The sequence below is a fragment of the Aestuariibius sp. HNIBRBA575 genome, assembly GCF_040932005.1.
Taxonomy (GTDB): Bacteria; Pseudomonadota; Alphaproteobacteria; order Rhodobacterales; family Rhodobacteraceae; genus CANLNM01.
In genome coordinates, this window is sequence record NZ_CP162414.1 from 694,221 (window position 1) to 717,125 (window position 22,905).

Sequence of the window (22,905 nt, forward strand, 5' to 3'; positions counted from 1 at the left end):
TCGCGCAACCTGTCGCGCTATTCGCGTGGTTTGTTACGGGGCTTTGCGCGCAGGGTCGGGGCGGCTTCGGTGGGGTTTTCGGGCCAGGGATGTTTGGGATATTGCCCCCGCATATCTTTGCGCACATCCGCATAGGAGCTGGCCCAGAAACCGGGCAAATCCATGGTGACCTGCACCGGTTTACGCCCCGGTGACAACAGCGTTAGCCGCAGCGGAGTGGTGCCGATCATTGGATGGGTGGATTGGCCAAACAATTCCTGCAATCGCAGTTCAGCAGTGGGGAAATCACCGCTATAATCAATCGGAACTTTGCGCCCCAACGGGGTGGTGAAATGGGCGGGCGCGGCTTTGTCGACGGCTTGCATCTGGGTCCAATCCAGCATGCCGCGTAACGCGTCCAGCGCATCAAACCGTTTCCAGCCATCCACATCGCGCACGCCGCTCAGATGGGGCAGCAGCCAATGTTCCAGCCCCTGTAACAGCGCATCATCAGACATGTCCGGCAGATCGGGATGGGCGTCACGGATCAGGTCAACGCGCGCGCGAAACCGCAATGCGGCGGGCGACAGACGCAGGCCCAATTCGCGAATACCGGTCAGCATGGCGCGGGCAATGTCGGCATCATCCGCGTCCTTCCAGCTGCGATCATCCAGCACCAGCGCGCCCAGACATTCCTGACGCCGGGTCACAACCCGGCGATCCCGGCGCGACCATTCACAGACATCCCGCCACGCAATCAGTTCACCATGAACGCCGCGTAATTCGGCCTCTGACAGGGGCAGGGCCAGTCTGATTTTTGCCTCTCGCGCGTCGCCATCCAGATCGCAGGCCACCACCAATCGCTGTCCGGCCAGCGGGTCGGTCGGGGCAAAGTATGCGCCTTTGCCACCTGACAAAACATAGCGCGGCTCATCGCCGTTGCGCCGCAATCCGATCCGGTCGGGATAGGCCAGCGCTGCCATCTGCGCAGGCGTGTATTCCTGCGCAGGACCGGCCATTTTGCGCAGACGTTTGGCGTCTTGTTTGATCCGGGAAATCGCGCCTTTATTGGCCTCTCCGGGGCCGGAATAGTGGGTTTTCAACGCCTTTAGCCGCAATTGTAGATCGCTGGGCGCGCCGCGCAGCGGGTCGCGATCCGCCAAAAGCGCCGCCAGATCACTGGCATCCGCGCCCGCCGTCAGCACCATATGGCCCAATCGCGGATGGGTGGGCAACGCGGCCAATTTGCGTCCATGTGCGGTGATGCGATTGAGGTCATCCAGCGCACCCAGATCGCGCAACAATGCCCGTGCCTCGGCTAAGGTGCCGGTGGGGGGCGGTGTCAAAAACGCCAGACCTTCGTCGCTGCCCCACAGGGCCAATTCCAATGCCAACCCGGTCAGATCGGCCGCTTCTATTTCGGCGGGCGGAAAGGCATAAAGCGCGCCTTCTTCGCCTTTGGTCCACAGACGATAGGTGGTGCCCGCGGCGACACGGCCCGCGCGACCTGCACGCTGGGTTGCCTCGGCGCGGGTGACTTTTTCGGTGACCAATCGCGACATGCCGCTGCCGGGATCAAACCGGGCGCGTCGGGCGCGGCCCCCATCAATGACCACACGGATATCTTCGATGGTTAGGGATGTTTCCGCGATAGAGGTCGATAACACGACCTTACGGCCCGATGTGACCGGCGCGATGGCGGATCGCTGCGCAGCAAAGGGCAGGGCACCATAGAGCGGGCGAATATCCACATCCGCAGGCAAGGTGCCTGCCAGCAACGCTTCGACCCGGCGAATTTCACCTTCGCCCGGTAGAAACACCAACACGCCACCTTGGGTTTCGCCGACTGCGCGGCGCACTAGATCGGCAACGCTGGTTTCAAATGCGTTGAACGGGCGTCGCCCCGCACCGCGTTGGGGCGTGCGGATTGGGCTGTCTAAATGGCGGATTTCCACCGGATAGGCCCGCCCCTGAGAGGTCAGGATCGGGGCATCGTCCAGCATCGCCGCAACCGGGGCCGCGTCCAGCGTTGCCGACATGACCAAAATCGACAGATCATCGCGCAACGCGCCGCGCACTTCCCAGGCCAAAGCCAGCCCCAAATCGGCATTCAACGAGCGTTCGTGAAATTCATCAAAGATCAGCACATCCACGCCGGTCAATTCCGGGTCAGACTGGATCATCCGGGTCAGGATGCCCTCGGTGACCACTTCGATCCGGGTTTTTGCGGATGTTTTAGATTCGCCGCGCATCCGATAGCCAACTCGATCACCCACCGGTTCGCCCAATTGTTGCGCCAACCGTTCCGCCGCGGCCCGGGCGGCCAAACGACGCGGCTCCAACATCAGGATACGCCCGGTGCCAAAATCCGCATCCAGCAGGGCCAGCGGCACCCGTGTGGTTTTCCCAGCCCCCGGAGGCGCCTGTAAAACAGCGCGACCATGCTGACGCAGCGCGGCAACAACATCGGGCAGGATCGGATCAATCGGCAGAGTTTGGACCATGGTTTTGTCGTTTCGCAAATCATCGCAAGGGTCAAGACCCTAGACAGGGCCGCGCGAGCCAGTAAACAGGTTCGAACAGAAAAATGTCGGATGCCGCACGAGAGTTTTATGGATTTACACGCCCTTGCTGATGATATTCGCGCTGGAAACCGACGGGCCTTGGCGCGCGCGATCACGTTGGTCGAAAGCAGCCGGGACGATCACCGCGCACAAGCCTCAGAGTTGCTGACGATATTGGGCACGCAACGGCAGGCGCTGCGCGTGGGCCTATCGGGCACGCCGGGGGTGGGGAAATCCACGTTCATCGAAAGCTTTGGCCTGATGTTAACGGGCCAGGGATTGCGGGTTGCGGTTCTGGCGGTTGATCCATCCTCAGCGCGATCGGGCGGGTCCATTCTGGGCGACAAAACCCGCATGGAACGCCTAAGCCGCGATCCAAACGCCTTTATCCGGCCATCCCCCAGCCAATCGCAACTGGGCGGTGTGGCGCGGCGCAGTCGCGAGGCGGTGGCCCTATGCGAAGCGGCGGGGTTTGACGTGGTTTTGATCGAAACCGTTGGGGTCGGGCAATCGGAAACCCAAGTGTCGGAAATGTCGGATTTGTTTTTGTTGCTGTTGGCCCCGGCGGGGGGCGACGAATTGCAGGGCGTCAAACGCGGCATCATGGAAATTGCCGATATGATTTTGGTAAACAAAGCTGATGGCGAGCTGAAATCCCAAGCCACGCGCACCTGCGCCGATTACGCGGGCGCGTTGCGGTTGCTGCGCAAACGGGCGCAGGACCCGGATGATTTCCCCAAAGCGTTGACCGTTTCGGCCTATGAGGGCGCGGGATTGGACGCGTCGTGGGATGAAATCAACACCTTGGTGGCGTGGCGCAAAGCCAACGGGATTTGGGACACACGCCGGTCAGAACAGGCACGCTATTGGTTCCACGAAGAGGTCCGGATGGGGCTTTTGTCGCGGTTGGGAAAAGCGGGCGATTTGCATGATCGCATGGCCCAATTAGAGCATGAGGTTTCAAAAGGGCACCAAGCCCCAGCCGATGCCGCCCGGCAGGTGATTGATGCGCTGTTTGCCAAGGAAACCCCTAAGGAAACCCCGTGAGCGAAACGCGGATATTTGATGGCGCCCATCTGCGGGCTTATTTGAGCCATCCAGACAGGTCCAAATTATATGTGACGTTTGACCATCGAAAAGTCGGCGCGCGCGATTTTGCGGTTTATGCGCCCTCAAAACAGGCGCTGAAAAATGGGTTTGCCCATCTCAAGATCACGACCTGCCAAAATGATTGGTATTTGAACGACGACACGCAGGACTTGCAGCGCATCCTGACCGGGTTGGGGCAACGCTATGACAGTGTGCATATCATGGGGTTTTCGATGGGGGCCTATGGCGGGTTCCGGTTTGCGAAGGCGCTAAACGCGACATCGCTGGTCGCCGTGTCGCCGCAGTTTTCCGTCGATCCCGCTATGGTTCCTTTTGATCACCGCTATCGTGCAGACATCAAAGGATTGGATCACAGCATGGGCAATTTGCTGTCTGTGCCACATGATCAATTGCGCGGCCTGATTCTGACGGATCCTTTTCACAAACTGGACTTTATGCACGCAACCATGCTGCAAATGGTTTATCCCAACATGGACATCGTGCGGTTGTCCTTTGGGGATCATCCCGCTGGGTTGGTGCTGCGACAGGGCGGCGGCTTTGCACAGCTGCAAAAACAAGCGTTTCGCAATGATCCAGAGGCGCTGGAGATCATCCATGCCTATCGGGCGGCACGGCGGTCCAGTCGGCGCTATTGGACAACGCGCAGAAATGCGTTAAAGACCCGTTGGCCCGCATTGGCGGCGCAGGCCCAAGAAAATTTGGATAAACTGGAGGCGCAAACCGGGAATGCGGGTTGACGTGGCCGGGGAATCCCAATATTCCCGCCGAACCTGAATTCGAGACCCTGTTTGACAGGGTATTTGCCGTTTGAAAGGGCCGCCCCGACACTCCGTGTCATCCGACACCGTCCGAGGGCCCCGCTGGACAAGGAAGAGACTATGTCGCGTCGTTGCGAACTGACTGGAAAAGGCCCAATGAGCGGCAACAATGTCAGCCATGCTAAAAACCGGACCAAGCGCCGCTTTTTGCCAAACCTGCAGGACATCACCCTGCAATCCGAAGTTTTGGGCCGTTCGTTCAAGCTGCGCATTTCCAATGCCGCGCTGCGGACTGTTGATCACCGCGGTGGTCTGGATGCGTTCATGGCCAAAGCCAAAGACGCGGAACTGTCTGATACAGCTCTGAAAATCAAAAAAGAAATCTCCAAAGCCCAAGCCGCAGCCGCTTAAGCTTTCGATCTTTCGAATGAATTGACCTCGGTCGCATCGGCGCCCGGGGTTTTTTCGTTTGACAAACGGCGCTTTTGGGCCGGTTCTGCCTGCGACGTCGCGGCCCTCTTTTAACTTTTTGCAGACAGTGTTAGCCAAATCCCATGAATAGGACTGCGCCCATTTTTGCTGTGTTGATGTCGCTGGTGATGGTTTTGACCACATATCAGATGACGATGTTGCGCAGCCATAACACGGCGGTTGGGGAAATGGTTCTGTGCACCGGAACCGGCCCCATGATTGTGTATATGGACCAAAATGGCCAACCAACCGGTGCGCCGCATATCTGCCCGGATTGCGCATTGGCGATGCTGGATTGTGTTGCGCAATTTGCCCCATTGCAAACGCGACCCGATGGGCGGGGCGTTTTCAATTGGCCAGAAATTGCCCGATCAGAAACTTCACTGCCGCGCGTTAGCTATCGCGCACGCGCACCTCCTGTAAGCGTTTGATTTTCAAATAAAACAAGGATCAAATTATACATATAGGAGACGACCAATGTCGCTCAAATCTACACTTATCGCTGCCCTTTCTGCCACCGTTTTGGCCGTTCCTGCCTTTGCCGAAGGCGTCGAAGTCCACGATCAATATGCCCGTTCGTCTGGCATGTCCGCCGTGGCTGGCGCTGCGTTTATGACCATTCACAATCACGGTGATCACGACGATCGCCTGATCGATGCACATGCGGATGTTTCTGCGCGCGTCGAGCTGCACACACATATCGATTCGGGTGACGGTGTTATGCTGATGCGCCATGTGCCCGACGGTTTTGAACTGCCAGCAGGGGGTGAAATTGTCATGGAACGGGGCGGAAAACACGTGATGTTCATGGGGTTAAACGACCCGATGGAACAGGATGAAACCTTTGAACTGACCTTGGTTTTTGAACATGCCGGTGAGGTGGTGATCGAAGTCCCTGTTGATCTGGAGCGGGACGCCATGGGCAGCATGGATCACGGCGATATGGACCATGGAGAGATGGACCATGGGGACATGGATAAAGAAGACGAAGGTCACGACGACCACTAAGAACACCGTGTGAGAATTCTGAAACGGGATCGGGCTGCGTTCCCTTTTGCTATGTCTGCTGCCCGATCTAAGTTGCCAGAAGCGCGTCCACCCAAGCGGGAACCTCTTGGGTGGCGGGTCCAAACCGAGCGTCGTCAAAGGCAGATACACCGCTGGACGGCTCTAGGTTCAGCTCTAACGTCTGCGCCCCGGATTGATTGGCGATCTGCACAAAACCGGCGGCTGGGTAGACTTCGCCGCTGGTGCCAATCGCCACAAAATGATCTGCCGCGGCCAGCGCATCATAGATTTCGTCCATAAAATAGGGCATTTCCCCGAACCATACGATGTCAGGTCGCGCAGCCGGTTGATTGCAGGACGGACAGGCCTGTCCCACATGCATTTCCAACGGCGCGGCCCAGCGATGGTCACAGGCCGCACATAGCGCGGAATTGAGCGCGCCGTGCATGTGGATCACCGGGTCACTGCCGCCTGCCTCGTGCAGGCCATCCACATTCTGCGTGACCAGCATCACGTCAAACCGCGGATCCGCCTGCAGTTTGGCAATCGCCTGATGGGCGGCGTTTGGCTGAGCTGTCGCGGCCTCGGCGCGGCGCATATTGTAGAAATCCACCACCAATTGCGGATTGCGGGCATAGCCTTCCGGGGTGGCGACGTCTTCGATGCGGTGTTGCGCCCATAGTCCGCCTTCGTCACGAAACGTGCCCAGCCCGCTTTCGGCAGAAATGCCAGCCCCGGTTAAAATAACGATCTTTTTCACCGCTTTGTTCTGGTCCATCTGGGCATCCTTTCTTAGACAGGCGTGGTGGCGTTTGGGCCACCCAAAGGAGGCCGACTATGATGGAAAACGTGATCTTCCGGTTCCGGGGTATGTTTGGCATCCCTGTTGAAATCGGGCAATCCATCTTTGGGTTTGTGCTGATAATGTTTTTGCTGGGCGCCAGTTCTGGTGACCCTTTTCAGATCGTTCTGTTTTTGGTTGTGATCCTTGGATCAATCTACCTGCACGAGGTCGGCCATGCCTGGGGATATCGCGTTCAGGGTTTGGCCGTGGATCGGATCCTGCTTTATGGCGGTGGTGGGCTGTGTTTTGGGGCCGCCAGCGCCAAACCCCGCCAGATGGAGCTGATCGTGGCCATGGGGCCCATCGTTAATCTGGTCCTGTGGGCCGTGGCCGGGATTGCCCAATGGGCGCTGTTTAGTTTCGCCATGAGCGGCGGGGTATCGTCGCAATTCATGGCCGAGGTTGTGACGTTTAGCTTCAAGGTGCTGGCGATGATCAAAGTCGTCAATATCTGGCTGTTTGCGTTTAATATGATGCCGGTTCAGCCCCTTGATGGCGGGCGGCTGTTTCATCTGGCGATGGTGCGGATATTGCCCCCCGATGCGGCGTTGCGCATCACGGGCAAGGTCGGGCTGGTGTTTTGTTTCCTGTGGATTCCGGCGATGATTGCCTTGTTTGTGTTCGCGGGCTGGATCCTGTTCTTTTTCCCGTCGTTCAAAATGCATATGGCCATGTCGCGCGGCGAACGGAGCTATTGATGCGGGTTCTGTTTGTCTGTCTGGGCAATATTTGCCGATCCCCCTCCGCCGAAGGCGTGACTCGCGCCATGGCGCAAACCGTTGGTCTGACGCTGGACAGCGCCGGCACTGCGGGCTGGCATGTGGGCAATCCACCCTATGCTCCGATGCAAGAGGCGGCCCTCAAACGGGGGTATGACCTGTCACCGCTGCGGGCGCGGCAATTCACGGCTGCGGATTTTGACAGCTTTGATTTGATCATCGCGATGGACGCGACCAACTTGTCTGACATCAACGGGTTGCGCCCGATCGGCAATGACACGCCCGTGCGCGTATTTACCGATTACGCGCCCGAAACCGGGGCCGACCATGTGCCGGACCCGTATTACACGCGCGACTTTGATGGATGTCTGGACCTGATTGAAACCTGCGCCACTGCGCTGATCCGCGATTTGGCTTAGCTGCACATCCCGCGGGCTGTGTCGCTAAAATTGCGATACCGCTGCCAGAACCGTTCTGCCGAACGCCCATCTGCTGTGCGCGCTGCCTGTGCCAAATCCGGTGTTTCAAAAAACGTCGCCGCACGGGCCTGTTCGGAAGATGACAGCGTCTGATTGGCCGCCTGTTGCACACAGGAACACAGCTGACGATTAGCCGCATCGCGGTTGGCCGCCAAACACGCCTGAGAAATCGGACCAGAAGGCCCAGAAACGCGCCCCCCACTGCCACATGCAGTCAAAGTAAGGGCGGCAATTAGGGCAATACATATACGCATGATCTGTCTCGAAATTATACCTGTTGAACTGGCCCGCCCGTTTTCCCAGTGCTGCGCCAAGTGTTGATCCCAGTATGACCGCAACCTAAGCTTAACGCAATTCACATGTTTTCAACTTTCACCGCAGCCCCTTGAGACATGTCAATAAAACCGTCACAGAAGGGGATTATGCGGTGTCAGACGGATTGACGACAAAGACGACAAGGAGCGGATGATGGATTTCGGACAGGATGAACAAGGGCGCGATTGGCTGGAAATGGAGCTGGCGGATACGCTGGACGAAGACTACGAAATCGAGCTTGAAGACGCGATCCTGTCGATGAAAATCCGCGAAATTTACCGCGACCACCACGGCCCCACGATTCCGCGCCCCGATTATTTCCGCAATCTGCTGCGTTTGCAGGCCGAATTGATCCGGCTTCAGGATTGGGTTGTGCATACGGGCGAAAAGGTTGTGATCCTGTTTGAGGGGCGCGATTCTGCGGGCAAAGGCGGGGTGATCAAACGGATCAATCAGCGCCTGAACCCACGGGTTGTGCGCACCGTGGCCCTGCCAGCGCCGTCGGATCGGGAAAAAACCCAATGGTATTTTCAACGCTACGTGCCGCATTTGCCCGCCGCCGGTGAAATCGTGCTGTTTGACCGCAGTTGGTATAATCGCGCCGGGGTCGAACGGGTCATGGGCTTTGCCACCGAAAAACAAGTCGAAGAGTTTTTCAACGATGTTCCCGAATTTGAACGCATGTTGGTACGCTCTGGGATCAAGGTTGTGAAATACTGGTTTTCAGTGTCCGACGAAGAACAGCAAATGCGGTTCCTGATGCGCATTCACGATCCACTAAAACAGTGGAAATTGTCACCGATGGATTTGCAAAGCCGTGTGCGCTGGGAAGATTACACCCTGGCCAAAGAAGAGATGATGGCCCGCACCAACATCCCCGAAGCCCCGTGGTACATCGTGCCCGGCAATGACAAAAAACGCGCCCGGCTGAATTGCATCGATCATCTGCTGACGATGTTCCCTTATGGCGACGTCCCCCACGAAGACATCGACCTGCCCGAACGGGTGTATAATTCGGATTATGAACGCTCCAAAATGCCCCGTGAGCTATACGTGCCGCAGAAATATTAGGGGGATCCGCACCGCCATTGCAAAAAGCACGTAAATCGTAGATTTGATCATTTATTTACTCATTGGATAAAAATCTATGGCGTCGCTACAGGTTCTTCGTGCAATCGCAGCTCTATTGGTCGTCGGGTTTCACCTTCAGGCTGCGATGGTGTCTGAAGGGCACCCAAACAGTATCTGGCGGGTTTTCCAATTTGGCGAAGCCGGTGTCGACCTGTTTTTTGTACTCAGCGGTTTCATCATTTATTTTGCGTCACAACGTCAGGCGGGCGGGGATGCCTGGACATTCATAAAGGGCCGTTTCCTAAGGGTTTATCCCGTTTTTTGGGCCGTGTTGTTCGCGTATGTCATCGTCTATTTTGTTGGGGCAAAAGTGTTGGGGGATGTTTCGCTATCGCCTGACTGGATGTCGGTTCTGCGATCCGCGTTGTTGATCCCTTATCCCGGTCACGTCCCGATTGTTGCATGGACGTTGTCACTTGAAATTCTGTTTTACGGCATTTTTGCGCTAACGTTTTTTCGCGGCGGAACCAAGATGCTGTTGGCCGGGATGAGTATTTGGTCAATCTGCGCGCTCAGCTACACATACGGCCTGTCATTTCGCACACCATGGTTGGCATTTGTGTTAAATTCGGTGGTGCTCGAATTTTTCTATGGCGTGATCTTAGGGGTCGTCTTTGTCCATTTTGGAACACGCTTTTGGCGCATCGCCCTTGGGGTCGGGCTGTTTTTGCTGACCCTCAACATGACCGGAATAGGACATAACTGGCCCGTCGGTCGAGAGGTAACAACCGGCCTGCCGGCGATGTTGATCGTTTACGGTTTGCTCGGGGTTAAAAGACGTTTTCCGCAATGGGTGCTGTTGCTCGGGGATGGGTCATATGTCTTGTATTTGGTGCACTTACTGGTGTTTTTGGTCGTTGGAAAAACCTATGAAATCGTGACCGGCACCTCGCCATATCTGAATATATGGTCGGTGGCTCTGTTGGCAGTTGCGGCGATTGTGCTGTCTTGTGCGGCCCATGTACTGGGCGAGCGTCCCTATCAGAAATGGTATAAATCCCGGCTGATAAGGCGGCGGGACATATAATCATTATTGCTGGCAAAACGTTGGGCCCAAGGTCAGCCTCCGGCCAAGGCTTTGGCGAATTGCGCCGCAGCTTTGGCGACGTTCTGGACGGTTTCAATCGTTGTTGTTGGTCCGACAGTTAATGTGGCGACGCCCATCGTGGCGCCAGCGGCAGCGGCCGTTTTAACCGCAGCGTCTAAGCCGATGTCGATTTTTTGCCCACAATAAAAGCCAATCTTTTTGGCGATGTCCCAGATTTGGTGGGCGACCAGATCGATTAATCTCGGGTCTGGCGTTTCATCCGGGGCGTCAAATTTGCGCAGCTCTTCTTTGAGCGTTGCGATTTTTTCGCGCAATAGCGCCAATTGTTCACGCTGAATTGGCACCGTGTCATCAAGGGGATGTTGGCCGTCATGATTGTCGCTGTTGCCAAGGTAAATGGGTTGCTTGGCCAACGTGATCAGCTGTTCTTCGAGGGCGTTGATGGCTTCAGCTAATCGATGCGCTCCGAGTATAGCTTCAATTTTGGCTGCGATTTTTTCCGGAGCATCGGAACCTTCCCAATGCTCATTTGGGATTGAAGCGATTTTCTCTAAAAGCGTACTTGGGTAGTAGGACGTTCCATTCCAAGCATTGTCAAACCAGCCCGCCCAAAAAGACCACTGAGATCTAGGAGGGATGGCTAAATTGTAGAGGGATTGTAACAATACTCTGTCGTTCTTTTTTTGCTCATTCAGGTACACAGGCTTATTCAATAACGAAGCGACACGGCTTTCTGCCATGGTCACATCTTGACCGGCCAAAAAAGTAGCATCGCTAATGTAAGCTTCTAACTCGAGGGGGCCTTCAGCAAAGTCGATGAAATAGGTTGACAGCTCTGAAGCTTGAGCGACGTCCGAAGTTGCTGTGGTCGCCGATGAATATGCCGCTACCGTTGCCTTCACGACATAGGCATTGTGCGCCGCATTGCGAGCTGCTTTCGCAAGATATTCGGACTTTCTCCGGCTAATCGCTGCGACTTGCGAGATAAGAATTGCACGTAAAACAGAAAGTCGTGCATTTTCTGAAAAAGACAACTCATCTAATTCGTCACGAAATTGCAAATGTTCAGGCGCAACCCGCAACGCCGCCCGGTACGCCAGTGCAATTGCAACCCGCTGTGGTCGCTCCTCTAACCACCTTTCCACACTCTCTCGATCCGTAAACTCTACCATACCTGCCTCAAATGCCCTTCACCCCATTGACGGGGCTTCAAAACCCTTACATATCCTCATCCATGACAGACCTCGCTCATATCCGCAATTTTTCGATCGTGGCCCATATTGACCACGGGAAATCCACCCTTGCTGATCGCTTGATTCAGGAAACCAACACGGTTGCCGATCGCGACATGAAGGAACAGATGCTCGACAGCATGGATATCGAGCGCGAGCGCGGGATTACCATCAAAGCCAACACCGTTCGGATCGAATATGTCGCCAATAATGGCGAAACCTATATTCTGAACCTGATCGACACGCCCGGCCACGTGGATTTCGCCTACGAAGTGTCCCGGTCCATGCGCGCGGTTGAGGGGTCGCTGCTGGTTGTGGACAGCACCCAGGGCGTCGAAGCGCAAACCTTGGCCAATGTGTATCAGGCGATTGATGCGGATCATGAAATCGTCCCGGTACTGAACAAAATCGATTTGCCCGCGTCTGAATGCGACCGTGTGGCCGAACAGATCGAAGACGTCATCGGCATCGACGCGACAGATGCCATTCGGGTCAGCGCTAAAACCGGTGTCGGGATCAAAGACACCCTCGAAGCGGTTGTGCATAAATTGCCCGCGCCCGTCGGGGACCGCGATGCGCCGCTCAAGGCGATGCTGGTGGACAGTTGGTATGACGCCTATCTGGGTGTGATCGTGCTGGTGCGGATCATTGACGGCACCCTGAAAAAGGGTCAGCGGGTCAAATTCATGTCCAATGGCACCCTGCATAGCGTGGACCGCGTTGGGGTGTTTCGCCCGGAAATGGATATGGTTGATGTGCTGGGCCCCGGCGAAATCGGGTTCCTGACCGCGTCGATCAAACAGGTGCGTGACACCCGCGTTGGCGACACAATCACCAATGATCGCAACGGCACAGAAGTGGCGCTGGACGGGTTCAAACCCGCGCAACCGGTGGTGTTCTGTGGCCTGTTCCCCGTGGACAGCGCCGAATTCGAAGACCTGCGCGACGCCATCGAAAAACTGGCGCTGAATGACGCGTCGTTTAGCTTTGAAATGGAAACATCTGCGGCGCTGGGCTTTGGCTTTCGCTGCGGGTTCCTGGGCCTGCTGCACCTAGAGGTGATCCGCGACCGCGTGGAACGCGAATACAACATCGAACTGATCACGACCGCCCCGTCCGTGGTCTATCACGTCTATGCCAAAGACGGCAGCATGGAAGAATTGCACAACCCCGCCGACATGCCCGACATGACGCTGGTTGACCATTTGGAAGAGCCGCGGATCAAGGCGACCATTCTGGTGCCGGACGAATATCTGGGCGACGTTCTGAAACTGTGCCAAGACCGCCGCGGTATTCAGATGGACCTGACCTATGCCGGGTCGCGCGCCATGGCCGTCTATGATCTGCCGCTGAACGAAGTGGTGTTTGATTTTTACGATCGCCTGAAATCCGTGACCAAGGGCTATGCGTCCTTTGACTACCAAATGACCGGCTATCGTCAGGATAATCTGGTGAAAATGTCCGTGCTGGTGAATGACGAACCGGTGGATGCGCTGTCGATGATGGTGCACCGGGATCGCGCCGAACAGCGGGGCCGGGCCATGTGCGAAAAGCTCAAGGATCTGATCCCGCGCCACATGTTCAAAATCCCGATCCAAGCAGCCATCGGCGGCAAAGTCATCGCCCGCGAAACCCTGTCAGCCCTGCGCAAAGACGTAACCGCCAAATGTTACGGCGGCGACGCATCGCGCAAACGCAAACTGCTGGACAAACAAAAAGCCGGTAAGAAAAAGATGCGCCAATTCGGTAAGGTGGATATCCCGCAAGAAGCGTTTATTTCAGCCCTAAAAATGGACAGCTAGTCCATTTTTAGGGACGGTGGGCGTAAGCGATTGGCAAAGCCAATGGCGGGCCCACACGAGTGTTAGGTTTAAGAATGGTGATTAAAGATAGGAAGTTGAATATTGGTAGATGATGTCAGGAAACCACCGTCGAAATTGTTTAGATATCGCTCAAATGAAACCGAATACTTTTGGGATGACCTAGATAAAGCTATTTTCGAAAGACGGTTTTTTATGACACCCGCTACGATCCAAAATGATCCGTTTGAAAGTAGCCCCAGTATTGTCGAAGTTGATCCAGTTCGGCTTCAAGAAATTTTGATCGATATTCACGGCTCAAGCCCAATAATTCCAAAAAAAATCATAGAAGAGAGAATTGGGCGAGAGATTTCAGGGCGAGTGTATCGCTCTGAATTCAAGCATTTCTCTGCACATAACTTTGAGTTAGTTGAAGAGTATTCAAGACAAGCTACAAAATCTTACAGATCCTTGGCAAAGCGAGTTCAAATTGCTTGTCTTTCAGAGGCGCATGATTCAATCTTAATGTGGGGGCTATACAGCAATAGCCACAAGGGAATATGCATTTGCTTTGATGTCGCTATGCAGGAACATGTCATAGGGGAAGGGTTGGTTTCGGCAGTTGAATACTGTTCCAATAGACCAAGCCTTTCAGTGGAGGAGTTGTTATCCGATAAAGTAGGTCCTGACGATGCGAAAATCATGCAGCAAGGGGAAAGGCTATTTCTTCAGAAATCTGCGGATTGGGCTCATGAAAAGGAGTGGAGATTGTTCGGTGCTAGCAAAGATGAGGCAAAAGGGGAGTATCTAAAGTCTAGTTCTTTGGTGCCTTCAGGATTGATTTTTGGCTGTCGTGCCGAACAACAACAGGTAGATGAAGCATTCGAAAGGTATGGTGATCTAATTCCTTTGTATAAATGTGAACTATCTTCAAACTCGTTTGAGTTGCGTTTCCGCGAATTAGACGCTCGTTAATTTATGCCCGGCACGGGCCACGCCCGACCCTCCCCATGGGAGGGCGTTTTGCAACGTACCAATAGATCGCTCTGCCACACACTTTGTACGGCCCTATGATGCACAAACCGGTTGGATGCCCACCCAGGGTCGGGCGTGGCCCTGTGTTGTGCCTTCCGAATAACCAACCTATACGCGGCGGACCTGATTTAGGATGTTGCCATGACATGCCCGCTTTGCTCTGCTGATGCCCCTTTGTCGGCCTATGACGTGCCGGGGGGTGCTGCGTCGGCATCCGTGCCGATTTGTGCCACGTGTGTGGATCAGATCGACGGGGAACCAGACCCAAATCATTGGCGGGGGCTGGCCTCTGCGATGTGGTCCGAAACTCCGGCCATTCAGGTGATTGCTGCACGGATGCTGAATCGTCTGAGCGATCAGCCTTGGGCGCAGGATTTGGCCGATCAGATGTATCTGGACGACGACACCCAAGCTTGGGCCGATAATGTCGCCGCCCAAAGTCAGCACAAAGACAGCAATGGCGTGACGTTGAATGCGGGCGACAACGTGGTGCTGATCAAGGATCTGCCGGTCAAAGGTGCGGGGTTCACCGCCAAACGGGGGACGGCCGTGCGAGGGATTTCGCTGGTTGCGGACAACCCAAACCACATTGAGGGCCGCGTCGAAGGGCAGCGCATCGTGATCCTGACTCAGTTCGTCAAAAAGAAATAGGGATTGACCCACATCAATCCTGCCCCGCGTCGGATATGCCAAAACCGCGATGTAATCTTTCTATAGGGGGCGCTTATGCTTCGTTTGGCATCCACACTTTATTCCATCATCGGCTCTTCGCTGGCCGGGGCCCTGATCGTCGTGGCCTTGGTCACGGGATACGATACCGTGCAACCGATCCTGATCGCGGCGTTGATCGGTTTCACGCTGGGAATCCCCGTGTCTTGGGGCGTGGCCAAAGCATTGATGGGCTGAGCGACGGAAACCCGGTTGGCGTCCGTATAAGACGGGCAACCAACGGAGGGTTCGATGCGTTTTCTACCTTATGTCTTTGTGATTGTGCTGGGCGGGCTCAGCCTTGGCACAATTGCGACCTCACAATCCTTGGCGAAACAGGGCTGTGCCACCGATGTGGTCGCTGATTTGAACGTCACGCAATAGCGGGTCAGGCGGTCAAAAAGGCGCGGGCGGTGGCTTCGAATTCGCGGGGCTTTTGGGCATGAAGCCAATGGCCTGCACCGGGAATTTTGGCGAACCGCGCCTTGGGGAACATGGATTTGATCCGGTCGCGATGTTCGGGTTTGACATAGTCGGATTCTGCCCCGGACAGGAACAATGTCGGGCCATCAAACTGGCCTTCTATGTCCGGAAAAGACAGGACTTTGGGCATTTCGCGTTCCAAAACGTCCATGTTTAGACGCCATTTTTTACCCGCAACATCAAGGCTTTGTAGTAAAAAGTCCTTAATGTCTGGATCAACGTCCAGCAACGCTTTGGCGTCGGAACGTTTGGCCACTTTGGACAGATCAACCGCCCGCATCGCGTGGATGTTTTCCAGTTGCGAATGGGTGTAGCTGACCGGTGCGATATCCGCGACAATCAACCGGCGCACCCGATCCGGATGGGTGAGCGCCAGGGTCATCGCCGCCTTGCCGCCCATGGAATGCCCAAGCACATCCCCATCAGCAAAATCGGTCAAATCCTGCGCCATGTCCGGATAGGAATGGCTGTCAAACCACGGGCTGTTGCCGTGATTGCGCATGTCCACGCAGGTGACATTGCGGATGTCGGATAGACGTTTGGCAATCACCCCCCAATTGCGGGCCGACCCATAAAGTCCGTGGCAAATCAGCAGGTTTTCGGGATGGCCTTCGCCATGATGTATCGCATTCAACATTTGGTCAGTTTATGAGGCGATGCTGTCGATTGAAAGCCCAGATGGCAGGGGGTAAGCTGTGAAAATGGGACCGGATGAACTAAACGAAAAAGTGACGGAAGTACGCGATTTGCTAGAGGCAAAGCTGCGGGTGCGCGGGCGGGATCTGGATCACCAATTGTCGCGGGCAGGGCGCAGATTGCCCAAAAACATTCGGCGCGATGCACATGCATTGGCACAGGCGGATCTGTTGCTGCGCAACCCGAAACTGGCCCGGATGGTCAATCTGGAAATGACCGAAATGGGCCAGCAACGGGTGGTGGCATATCTTCAGCAGATCGATCCACGACAAGCGTTGGTGACACGTCGTCTGAACTGGCTTGCCGGGATCGCGCTGAATTTGCTGTTGGTGTTTATAATTGTGATCGCCATGCTGCGTTGGCGCGGTTTGGTGTGATTACATGCAGCTGCCAGAAAAGCTGACCATACCACCACCGGCATTCTGCATCCGGAAATTTGTCACTTGGCTGGACGGACCACAATAATAGCCATGGGCGCGTCGCTGAATTTCTGCGGGTTTCCAAGATGCCGGGGCGGAGCCTGAAAAACTGTCACGTGATACGCGGTTCAATTGAAAGCTGTTGAGGGTTTGAACGGGGCCGATGGCCATGCCTTCGGTCATTTCAACAACGGCTGCGCCACAGCCAGACAGGGATACAGCGGCGATTGCGGGGATGAGAATTTTCTTGAGCATGGGGACCTCTGGAATATGAACTTTCCCTGAATTTGCGCCCAGAAGTTTACCAGAGTCTTAAATTTCAAATTGTCCTATTTAGAATTCATAAAGTCATGTTTAAAAACGATAAATGCCGCCCGGATGGGGCGGCATTCTGGTTCTGTTCCGGGTTTGTTTTAACCCGTTTAGGCAATGTTTACCTTACAAATTTGGGTAAAGCGGGAACTTTGCGCACATGGCGGCGACTTCGGCTTTGACCTTGCTTTCTACTTCCGCATTGCCGTCTTCGCCATTGGCGGCCAGACCGTCCACAACTTCGATGATCCAATCTGCGATCTGGCGGAATTCAGCGTCGCCAAAGCCACGGGTTGTGCCCGCAGGCGATCCCAGCCGGATACCGGATGTGATGGTTGGTTTTTCTGGATCAAATGGCACGCCGTTTTTGTTACAGGTGATATGCGCGCGCCCCAGCGCCTTTTCGGTGGCGTTGCCTTTGACGCCTTTGGGGCGCAGGTCAACCAGCACAACATGGGTGTCGGTGCCATGTGTGACCGTGTCCAGACCACCTTTGATCAGCTGATCAGACAGGGCCTGGGCATTGGTGATGACCTGTTTGGCATAGGTTTTGAACTCTGGGCGCAGCGCTTCGCCAAAGGCCACAGCCTTGGCCGCGATCACATGCATCAACGGGCCGCCCTGAATGCCGGGGAAGATCGCAGAGTTGATCTTTTTGGCGATGGCTTCGTCATTGGTCAGGATCATCCCGCCCCGTGGACCGCGCAGGGTTTTGTGGGTCGTGGTTGTCGCAACATGTGCATAAGGGAACGGATTGGGATGTTCACCTGCGGCCACCAGACCAGCGAAATGCGCCATGTCCACGTGCAGATAGGCCCCAACCATGTCGGCGATTTCACGCATACGTTTGAAATCGATCTGGCGCGGAATGGCAGAGCCACCAGCGATGATCATCTTGGGCTTATGTTCCTTGGCCAGTTCTTCGACCTGATCATAATCCAGCGTGTTGTCCTGCTGACGCACGCCATACTGAACCGCGTTGAACCATTTCCCGGATTGGTTCGGACGCGCGCCGTGGGTCAGGTGCCCCCCTGCATCCAGGCTCATGCCCAGAATGGTGTCACCCGGCTGGATCAGCGCCTGAAACACACCTTGGTTGGCTTGGCTGCCGGAATTGGGCTGAACGTTGGCAAAGTCACAGCCAAACAATTCTTTGGCGCGGGCAATGGCCAGATTTTCAGCAACGTCGACATAATCGCAGCCGCCATAATACCGACGTCCGGGATAGCCTTCGGCGTATTTGTTGGTCATGACCGAGCCCTGCGCTTCCATGACGGCGGCAGACACGATGTTTTCAGACGCGATCAGTTCGATTTCGTCGCGTTGACGGCCCAGCTCTCCGGTGATTGAGCCGAACAATTCGGGGTCGCGGGTGGCAAGGGCTTCGGTAAAGAAACCGGCGTCACGGATGTCGTTGGTCATTTTGGGCTCCAGTCCAGTAAGAGTCCGAGGTTCAATAGAGGGAAGTTTCCTATCGGAAAACCCCTGAATCGACCTGTTTGGGGACAAAGACGTCCTGTTAGCGTCGACATCAGTGACTTGCGTTTCGCATTGGGACAGCCCAGAACCAAAAGGAAACCAAAAAGGAGCGGTCATGTCGGACCTGACTTTTGCCTTTGTCGCCAGCGATGCCCCCATAGCGCAAACTGCCCGCGCGACCCTGACCGCCAGATATGGCGAGGTTCCGCTGGAACAGGCGGACATCATCATCGCATTGGGCGGGGATGGGTTTATGTTGCAGACGTTGCACGGAACCCAGCATTTGCCCGCGCCGGTTTATGGGATGAATCGCGGCACGGTTGGGTTTTTGATGAATGCCTATAACGAAGACAACCTGATCGAACGTCTGTCATTGTCCGAAGAAACGGTGATCAACCCGTTGTCGATGACCGCATTGACCGTGTCAGGTGAATCCCACACAGCGCTGGCCATTAACGAAGTCAGCCTGCTGCGCGCCGGTCCACAGGCGGCGAAATTGCGCATCACTGTCGATGGAAAATTGCGGATGCAGGAACTGGTCTGTGACGGGGCGCTGGTTGCCACGCCAGCCGGGTCCACGGCCTATAATTATTCTGCCCATGGTCCGATCCTGCCGGTTGGGTCCGATGTGCTGGCCCTGACGGCGATGGCTGCGTTCCGCCCCCGGCGTTGGCGCGGCGCGTTGCTGCCTAAAAACGCGGTGGTGCGGTTTGACGTATCTGAACCGCGAAAACGCCCGGTGATGGCCGATGCGGATAGCCGCCAGGTGTCAAACGTTGTGTCGGTCGAAATCCGCAGTGAGCCTGAAATTCGACATCGATTGTTATTTGATGTGGGACATGGGCTTGAGGAACGGCTAATCAGTGAGCAATTTGTATAAGTAAGGAAAAACGATGCGTATTTTCAAAGCATTCACGGCTGCACTGGCTTTGGTTGGATTGACAGCTTGTGCTGCGCCGGTTGCCGACGTCCCCAGAGGCGAAAAGGTGCCAGCCGCACAATATCTACGGGAATTGAGCGCAACACCCTACGAATGTGTGGATTACGAAGCAGCGTCGGATACATGTCGGTTTGTTGAACAAATCGTTCGCACACGTGGGTCCTATTATGCCGTCGGAAGAACACGAGTTGCAGAAGATTCAGATGTGGTCCTGCGGGTCAAAACGATGATGCTGATCGAAGGGGATCATGTCTGTTTTGACCGTGAAAACACTGAGTTTTCACTTATCGGTGGCAGTGAGTTTATGAATGAATTGCTGCAGGCCGAAATGGAAAGCGCATTTGCCGAAGATATCTTTGATGAGGCTCTCAAACCTTGCCAAGCCTATTATCGAAACCCGAATGGCGGCTACCTGATCGTTGATTTCAACGGCAATACCGGCGAAGAGCTTGGTGTGCAATTTCCACTATTTATGGCCTCTCCAAAACCACTGCGGTTCTGATTTGGAAACCCGGCGCGATCAAACGCGCCGGGTTTTTGATCCTTATCCGCCGGAACAGGCTTGGTGACAGACGACCGCCACATCCTGTGCTTCGCGCAGCAGGGCAACAGCGGTGCATATGCTATCATTCCAGGATCCCGGCCCGGGAACACAGCGCAAATCAATGGTGGTCGCGGTCGAGTTTCTGAGTTGGATCGCCGCATTGATCGCCCCGTTTAGCGGCGCCTCATAGGCTTGCATTTGCAGGTTGGCATCAGAACAGGCAATGCCCGTCGCCATTCCGCGCAGGGCGGATTGGCTGTTAAACGCAGGCTGAGACGTGCCCAATGCGGCATCGTTATAGGTCAGTCGCCGATTGGCTTCGCTGACCTCAGAGGCCGGAAATCCGCAATTGCCTGACAGGGACACGCGGCTGACATTTGCCCCCAAACGCCCCCCTGCAAACTCCGCACCAGAAGATGGCCCAGATGACGTCCCCACAGGGGCCAATTCCGGATGCGCCACCAACAATTGCGCGCGCTGGGCTTTCATATCATCGATGATTTGACGCTGCTGTTGTTCCCCCAAATCCAACAGCGCCTGTTCCGCCGGGGAAACATAAAACGGCGCGGGGGTGGGATCGTGCAGAGAGGCTTCTGACTCTGCTATCCACTGATCTAACTGGGCCAATTGTTCCGCCGGTGGCAGATGTGAAATGTCCGGTATCCCGCACCCCGCCACGGCCAATGTGATCACAACGGCTATTCTCTGAATTATTCTTAGCACTTTCTGTCCCCTATTTGGTCGTCGCAAATACTGACGGGACGTGCCGGGCATGGCATCACCCAAACGGGTGAGTGTACAGCAAAAAACCGCGCAATTTCCTGCGCGGTTTTTCAATTTGATCACATGTCTGGCTTAGGTTTTTGCAAAGCCAAGCGTCTGTAGCGCATCCTTGATTTCATCCAAAATCGCCGGATCATCAATGGTGGCTGGCATTTTAAACGTTTCACCATCGGCGATTTTCACCATGGTGGCCCGCAGGATTTTCCCAGATCGCGTTTTGGGCAGGCGATCCACGACACAGGCCAGTTTAAATGCCGCCACGGGGCCAATCTGATCCCGGACCAGTTTGACACATTCCTTAACGATATCGGCATGTGGGCGATCCGTTCCGGCATTCAGACACAGGAACCCGAGCGGCGCTTGGCCCTTCAGCTTGTCTGACACGCCAATCACCGCGCATTCCGCCACATCTGGATGGCTGGCCAGCACTTCTTCCATGCCGCCAGTGGACAGGCGATGCCCGGCCACGTTGATCACGTCATCTGTGCGCGCCATGATGTACAAATAGCCATCATCGTCTTTGTACCCGGCATCTCCGGTTTCGTAATATCCGGGGAAATGGTCTAGATAGCTCTTCTTGTAGCGTTCCTCGGCGTTCCACAGATTCGGCAACGTTCCGGGGGGCAAAGGCAATTTAATCGCAATCGCACCCATGTCGCCATCCGCCACTTCGTGCCCGGCTTCGTCCAGAATTTGCACGTCATATCCGGGCATTGGCACAGAAGGGCTGCCCAACTTGACCGGCAATTCTTCGATTCCCAACGGGTTTGCCGCAATCGCCCAACCGGTTTCTGTCTGCCACCAATGGTCAATCACTGGCACGTTCAGCTGATCCTGCGCCCATTTGATCGTGTCCGGATCGGCCCGTTCCCCGGCCAGATAAACGGCTTTCAGCCCTGACAGATCATATTTTTTAACGAACTCACCGGTTGGATCGTCCCGTTTCACGGCCCGAAATGCCGTTGGCGCGGTAAAGAAGCTTTTGACTTTGTGTTCTGAAATCACCCGCCAGAATGTGCCCGCATCCGGGGTGCCGACGGGTTTGCCTTCGAACACGATGGTGGTGTTGCCGGCGATCAATGGGCCATAGCAAATGTAGGAATGCCCAACGACCCAGCCCACATCAGAGGCCGCCCAGAACACATCGCCGGGATCGACATTATATAGGTTTTTCATGGTCCAGTTCAGCGCCACCAATTGCCCGGCCGTGTGGCGGATCACGCCTTTGGGTTGGCCAGTGGTGCCGGACGTGTACAGAATATAGGACGGATGGTTGCCCTCAACCGGGACACATTCGGCGGGCTCTACCCCATATTGGAACCCATGCCAGTTGACATCGCGCCCCTCAACCAGTTCTGCAACCTCTTGTTCGCGTTGAAAAATAACGCAAAAATCTGGTTTGTGGCTGGATTGTTCGATCGCACCATCCAGCAGCGGTTTGTAATGCACCACCCGGCCCGGTTCCAAACCACAGGATGCCGCGATGATACATTTGGGTTTGGCATCATCGATCCGCACCGCCAATTCATGGGCAGCAAAGCCCCCAAACACGACGGAATGCACCGCCCCCAGGCGCGCGCAGGCCAGCATGGCTTCTAACGCTTCGGGAACCATCGGCATATAGATGATGACGCGGTCGCCTTTTTCGACGCCTTTGGCCCGCAACGCCCCGGCCAGATTGGCAACCCGATTGCGCAGCTCGACATAGGATATTTCGCGTTTGGTATGGGTGATTGGGCTGTCATAAATGATCGCCGTCTGTTCACCGCGGCCGTTTTCCACATGCCGGTCCACCGCATTCCAGCAAGTGTTTACCTTGGCGTCGGCAAACCATTCATACAAAGGAGCCGCGTCATCGAACAGCGCCTTTGACGGGGCCTGCATCCAGTCGATTTCCTGAGCGGCCTCCATCCAAAACGCTTCGGGGTCGGATTTCCAATTTTCATAGACGTCGCTATATCCCATGGTGACGCTCCTCCTCTGTGTCAGGATATGTCTATTGCGCCGGGCTGCGATACGGCAAGCGTCTTGGGATCAGGCGCGGCAGAT

Annotated in this window: 26 protein-coding genes; 17 read left to right on the plus strand and 9 right to left on the minus strand. The window is 55.5% G+C overall.

Features of this window, described 5'->3' with window-relative positions:
- Window positions 1–17: 17 nt before the first annotated feature.
- Complete coding sequence (gene hrpB, locus AB1F12_RS03595) at window positions 18–2,483, minus strand: ATP-dependent helicase HrpB (protein WP_368186643.1); 2,466 nt, start codon at window positions 2,481–2,483, stop codon at window positions 18–20.
- A 108-nt stretch (window positions 2,484–2,591) separates the two neighbouring features.
- Here hrpB and meaB point away from each other — a divergent pair, with 108 nt between their 5' ends.
- From meaB to AB1F12_RS03620, 5 genes are all read left to right on the plus strand, one after another.
- On the plus strand, window positions 2,592–3,590 hold the full coding sequence (meaB, locus tag AB1F12_RS03600; protein WP_368186644.1) for a methylmalonyl Co-A mutase-associated GTPase MeaB: 999 nt from the start codon (window positions 2,592–2,594) through the stop codon (window positions 3,588–3,590).
- On the plus strand, window positions 3,587–4,390 hold the full coding sequence (locus tag AB1F12_RS03605; protein ID WP_368186646.1) for an alpha/beta hydrolase: 804 nt from the start codon (window positions 3,587–3,589) through the stop codon (window positions 4,388–4,390). The genes meaB and AB1F12_RS03605 overlap by 4 nt, the downstream gene beginning before the upstream one ends.
- 141 nt (window positions 4,391–4,531) lie before the next feature.
- A complete protein-coding gene (rpmB, locus tag AB1F12_RS03610) occupies window positions 4,532–4,822 on the plus strand; it encodes a 50S ribosomal protein L28 (RefSeq protein WP_368186647.1) in 291 nt (96 codons plus the stop codon).
- A 143-nt stretch (window positions 4,823–4,965) separates the two neighbouring features.
- Window positions 4,966–5,313, plus strand: coding sequence for a hypothetical protein (locus AB1F12_RS03615; RefSeq protein ID WP_368186648.1), 348 nt, complete (start codon window positions 4,966–4,968; stop codon window positions 5,311–5,313).
- Between the two features lie 46 nt (window positions 5,314–5,359).
- A complete protein-coding gene (locus AB1F12_RS03620; protein WP_368186649.1) occupies window positions 5,360–5,890 on the plus strand; it encodes a copper chaperone PCu(A)C in 531 nt (176 codons plus the stop codon).
- A 67-nt stretch (window positions 5,891–5,957) separates the two neighbouring features.
- Here AB1F12_RS03620 and AB1F12_RS03625 read toward each other — a convergent pair whose 3' ends face one another.
- A complete protein-coding gene (locus AB1F12_RS03625; RefSeq protein WP_368188255.1) occupies window positions 5,958–6,650 on the minus strand; it encodes an NAD-dependent deacylase in 693 nt (230 codons plus the stop codon).
- Window positions 6,651–6,727: 77 nt separating this feature from the next.
- On the opposite strand from AB1F12_RS03625, the gene AB1F12_RS03630 reads away from it, so the two are divergent.
- Both AB1F12_RS03630 and AB1F12_RS03635 read left to right on the plus strand, forming a co-directional pair.
- A complete protein-coding gene (locus tag AB1F12_RS03630) occupies window positions 6,728–7,432 on the plus strand; it encodes a site-2 protease family protein (protein WP_368186650.1) in 705 nt (234 codons plus the stop codon).
- On the plus strand, window positions 7,432–7,872 hold the full coding sequence (locus AB1F12_RS03635; protein ID WP_368186651.1) for a low molecular weight protein-tyrosine-phosphatase: 441 nt from the start codon (window positions 7,432–7,434) through the stop codon (window positions 7,870–7,872). Before AB1F12_RS03630 ends, AB1F12_RS03635 begins: the two co-directional genes overlap by 1 nt.
- Here AB1F12_RS03635 and AB1F12_RS03640 read toward each other — a convergent pair.
- A complete protein-coding gene (locus AB1F12_RS03640; protein WP_368186652.1) occupies window positions 7,869–8,186 on the minus strand; it encodes an arginine transporter in 318 nt (105 codons plus the stop codon). The two genes, AB1F12_RS03635 and AB1F12_RS03640, sit on opposite strands and share 4 nt — an antisense overlap.
- 214 nt (window positions 8,187–8,400) lie before the next feature.
- Here AB1F12_RS03640 and ppk2 point away from each other — a divergent pair, with 214 nt between their 5' ends.
- Together ppk2 and AB1F12_RS03650 are read left to right on the plus strand one after the other, a co-directional pair.
- On the plus strand, window positions 8,401–9,318 hold the full coding sequence (gene ppk2, locus AB1F12_RS03645; RefSeq protein ID WP_368188257.1) for a polyphosphate kinase 2: 918 nt from the start codon (window positions 8,401–8,403) through the stop codon (window positions 9,316–9,318).
- Between the two features lie 76 nt (window positions 9,319–9,394).
- Window positions 9,395–10,405 (plus strand): acyltransferase family protein, encoded by a 1,011-nt coding sequence (locus tag AB1F12_RS03650; RefSeq protein WP_368186653.1) that lies wholly within the window; start codon window positions 9,395–9,397, stop codon window positions 10,403–10,405.
- Between the two features lie 32 nt (window positions 10,406–10,437).
- Here the strand turns inward: AB1F12_RS03650 and AB1F12_RS03655 are convergent, their stop codons facing one another.
- The gene (locus tag AB1F12_RS03655; RefSeq protein ID WP_368186655.1) at window positions 10,438–11,598 is read right to left on the minus strand and encodes a hypothetical protein; all 1,161 of its coding nucleotides are present in this window, start codon (window positions 11,596–11,598) and stop codon (window positions 10,438–10,440) included.
- A gap of 62 nt (window positions 11,599–11,660) precedes the next feature.
- Between AB1F12_RS03655 and lepA the strand changes: the two genes are divergently transcribed.
- From lepA to AB1F12_RS03680, 5 genes are all read left to right on the plus strand, one after another.
- Window positions 11,661–13,460 carry a translation elongation factor 4 gene (gene lepA, locus AB1F12_RS03660; protein WP_368186656.1) on the plus strand — a complete coding sequence of 600 codons (1,800 nt, stop codon included), beginning with the start codon at window positions 11,661–11,663 and terminating at the stop codon, window positions 13,458–13,460.
- A gap of 102 nt (window positions 13,461–13,562) precedes the next feature.
- A complete protein-coding gene (locus AB1F12_RS03665; protein WP_368186657.1) occupies window positions 13,563–14,432 on the plus strand; it encodes a DUF2971 domain-containing protein in 870 nt (289 codons plus the stop codon).
- Between the two features lie 201 nt (window positions 14,433–14,633).
- Window positions 14,634–15,143: a PhnA domain-containing protein gene (locus AB1F12_RS03670; protein ID WP_368186659.1), complete on the plus strand. Its 510-nt coding sequence runs from the start codon at window positions 14,634–14,636 to the stop codon at window positions 15,141–15,143.
- A 75-nt stretch (window positions 15,144–15,218) separates the two neighbouring features.
- On the plus strand, window positions 15,219–15,398 hold the full coding sequence (locus tag AB1F12_RS03675; protein WP_368186660.1) for a CTP synthetase: 180 nt from the start codon (window positions 15,219–15,221) through the stop codon (window positions 15,396–15,398).
- Between the two features lie 54 nt (window positions 15,399–15,452).
- Complete coding sequence (locus AB1F12_RS03680) at window positions 15,453–15,584, plus strand: hypothetical protein (RefSeq protein ID WP_368186661.1); 132 nt, start codon at window positions 15,453–15,455, stop codon at window positions 15,582–15,584.
- Between the two features lie 4 nt (window positions 15,585–15,588).
- Here the strand turns inward: AB1F12_RS03680 and AB1F12_RS03685 are convergent, their stop codons facing one another.
- Window positions 15,589–16,320 (minus strand): alpha/beta fold hydrolase, encoded by a 732-nt coding sequence (locus AB1F12_RS03685; RefSeq protein ID WP_368186663.1) that lies wholly within the window; start codon window positions 16,318–16,320, stop codon window positions 15,589–15,591.
- A 58-nt stretch (window positions 16,321–16,378) separates the two neighbouring features.
- Between AB1F12_RS03685 and AB1F12_RS03690 the strand changes: the two genes are divergently transcribed.
- Window positions 16,379–16,756 (plus strand): hypothetical protein, encoded by a 378-nt coding sequence (locus AB1F12_RS03690; RefSeq protein ID WP_368186665.1) that lies wholly within the window; start codon window positions 16,379–16,381, stop codon window positions 16,754–16,756.
- Here AB1F12_RS03690 and AB1F12_RS03695 read toward each other — a convergent pair whose 3' ends face one another.
- Both AB1F12_RS03695 and glyA read right to left on the minus strand, forming a co-directional pair.
- Complete coding sequence (locus AB1F12_RS03695) at window positions 16,757–17,053, minus strand: hypothetical protein (protein ID WP_368186667.1); 297 nt, start codon at window positions 17,051–17,053, stop codon at window positions 16,757–16,759.
- Window positions 17,054–17,236: 183 nt separating this feature from the next.
- A complete protein-coding gene (glyA, locus tag AB1F12_RS03700) occupies window positions 17,237–18,532 on the minus strand; it encodes a serine hydroxymethyltransferase (protein WP_368186668.1) in 1,296 nt (431 codons plus the stop codon).
- A 172-nt stretch (window positions 18,533–18,704) separates the two neighbouring features.
- Here glyA and AB1F12_RS03705 point away from each other — a divergent pair, with 172 nt between their 5' ends.
- Both AB1F12_RS03705 and AB1F12_RS03710 read left to right on the plus strand, forming a co-directional pair.
- Window positions 18,705–19,469, plus strand: coding sequence for an NAD kinase (locus tag AB1F12_RS03705; protein ID WP_368186670.1), 765 nt, complete (start codon window positions 18,705–18,707; stop codon window positions 19,467–19,469).
- Between the two features lie 13 nt (window positions 19,470–19,482).
- On the plus strand, window positions 19,483–20,031 hold the full coding sequence (locus AB1F12_RS03710; protein ID WP_368186671.1) for a hypothetical protein: 549 nt from the start codon (window positions 19,483–19,485) through the stop codon (window positions 20,029–20,031).
- Between the two features lie 42 nt (window positions 20,032–20,073).
- Here the strand turns inward: AB1F12_RS03710 and AB1F12_RS03715 are convergent, their stop codons facing one another.
- Window positions 20,074–20,796 (minus strand): hypothetical protein, encoded by a 723-nt coding sequence (locus AB1F12_RS03715; RefSeq protein WP_368186672.1) that lies wholly within the window; start codon window positions 20,794–20,796, stop codon window positions 20,074–20,076.
- A gap of 132 nt (window positions 20,797–20,928) precedes the next feature.
- The gene (prpE, locus tag AB1F12_RS03720) at window positions 20,929–22,821 is read right to left on the minus strand and encodes a propionate-CoA ligase PrpE (RefSeq protein WP_368186674.1); all 1,893 of its coding nucleotides are present in this window, start codon (window positions 22,819–22,821) and stop codon (window positions 20,929–20,931) included.
- Between the last annotated feature and the right edge of the window lie 84 nt (window positions 22,822–22,905).

What these genes read in the sequence shown, in the direction of transcription:
- AB1F12_RS03640 (WP_368186652.1), bottom strand. Translation starts at nt 8,186, where the DNA reads ATGCGTATATGTATTGCCCTAATTGCCGCCCTTACTTTGACTGCATGT.
- AB1F12_RS03705 (WP_368186670.1), top strand. Translation starts at nt 18,705, where the DNA reads ATGTCGGACCTGACTTTTGCCTTTGTCGCCAGCGATGCCCCCATAGCG.
- AB1F12_RS03630 (WP_368186650.1), top strand. Translation starts at nt 6,728, where the DNA reads ATGATGGAAAACGTGATCTTCCGGTTCCGGGGTATGTTTGGCATCCCT.
- AB1F12_RS03685 (WP_368186663.1), bottom strand. Translation starts at nt 16,320, where the DNA reads ATGTTGAATGCGATACATCATGGCGAAGGCCATCCCGAAAACCTGCTG.
- AB1F12_RS03620 (WP_368186649.1), top strand. Translation starts at nt 5,360, where the DNA reads ATGTCGCTCAAATCTACACTTATCGCTGCCCTTTCTGCCACCGTTTTG.
- ppk2 (WP_368188257.1), top strand. Translation starts at nt 8,401, where the DNA reads ATGGATTTCGGACAGGATGAACAAGGGCGCGATTGGCTGGAAATGGAG.
- AB1F12_RS03670 (WP_368186659.1), top strand. Translation starts at nt 14,634, where the DNA reads ATGACATGCCCGCTTTGCTCTGCTGATGCCCCTTTGTCGGCCTATGAC.
- rpmB (WP_368186647.1), top strand. Translation starts at nt 4,532, where the DNA reads ATGTCGCGTCGTTGCGAACTGACTGGAAAAGGCCCAATGAGCGGCAAC.
- AB1F12_RS03675 (WP_368186660.1), top strand. Translation starts at nt 15,219, where the DNA reads ATGCTTCGTTTGGCATCCACACTTTATTCCATCATCGGCTCTTCGCTG.
- prpE (WP_368186674.1), bottom strand. Translation starts at nt 22,821, where the DNA reads ATGGGATATAGCGACGTCTATGAAAATTGGAAATCCGACCCCGAAGCG.
- AB1F12_RS03615 (WP_368186648.1), top strand. Translation starts at nt 4,966, where the DNA reads ATGAATAGGACTGCGCCCATTTTTGCTGTGTTGATGTCGCTGGTGATG.
- AB1F12_RS03635 (WP_368186651.1), top strand. Translation starts at nt 7,432, where the DNA reads ATGCGGGTTCTGTTTGTCTGTCTGGGCAATATTTGCCGATCCCCCTCC.
- hrpB (WP_368186643.1), bottom strand. Translation starts at nt 2,483, where the DNA reads ATGGTCCAAACTCTGCCGATTGATCCGATCCTGCCCGATGTTGTTGCC.
- AB1F12_RS03710 (WP_368186671.1), top strand. Translation starts at nt 19,483, where the DNA reads ATGCGTATTTTCAAAGCATTCACGGCTGCACTGGCTTTGGTTGGATTG.
- meaB (WP_368186644.1), top strand. Translation starts at nt 2,592, where the DNA reads ATGGATTTACACGCCCTTGCTGATGATATTCGCGCTGGAAACCGACGG.
- glyA (WP_368186668.1), bottom strand. Translation starts at nt 18,532, where the DNA reads ATGACCAACGACATCCGTGACGCCGGTTTCTTTACCGAAGCCCTTGCC.
- AB1F12_RS03650 (WP_368186653.1), top strand. Translation starts at nt 9,395, where the DNA reads ATGGCGTCGCTACAGGTTCTTCGTGCAATCGCAGCTCTATTGGTCGTC.
- lepA (WP_368186656.1), top strand. Translation starts at nt 11,661, where the DNA reads ATGACAGACCTCGCTCATATCCGCAATTTTTCGATCGTGGCCCATATT.
- AB1F12_RS03695 (WP_368186667.1), bottom strand. Translation starts at nt 17,053, where the DNA reads ATGCTCAAGAAAATTCTCATCCCCGCAATCGCCGCTGTATCCCTGTCT.
- AB1F12_RS03680 (WP_368186661.1), top strand. Translation starts at nt 15,453, where the DNA reads ATGCGTTTTCTACCTTATGTCTTTGTGATTGTGCTGGGCGGGCTCAGC.
- AB1F12_RS03655 (WP_368186655.1), bottom strand. Translation starts at nt 11,598, where the DNA reads ATGGTAGAGTTTACGGATCGAGAGAGTGTGGAAAGGTGGTTAGAGGAG.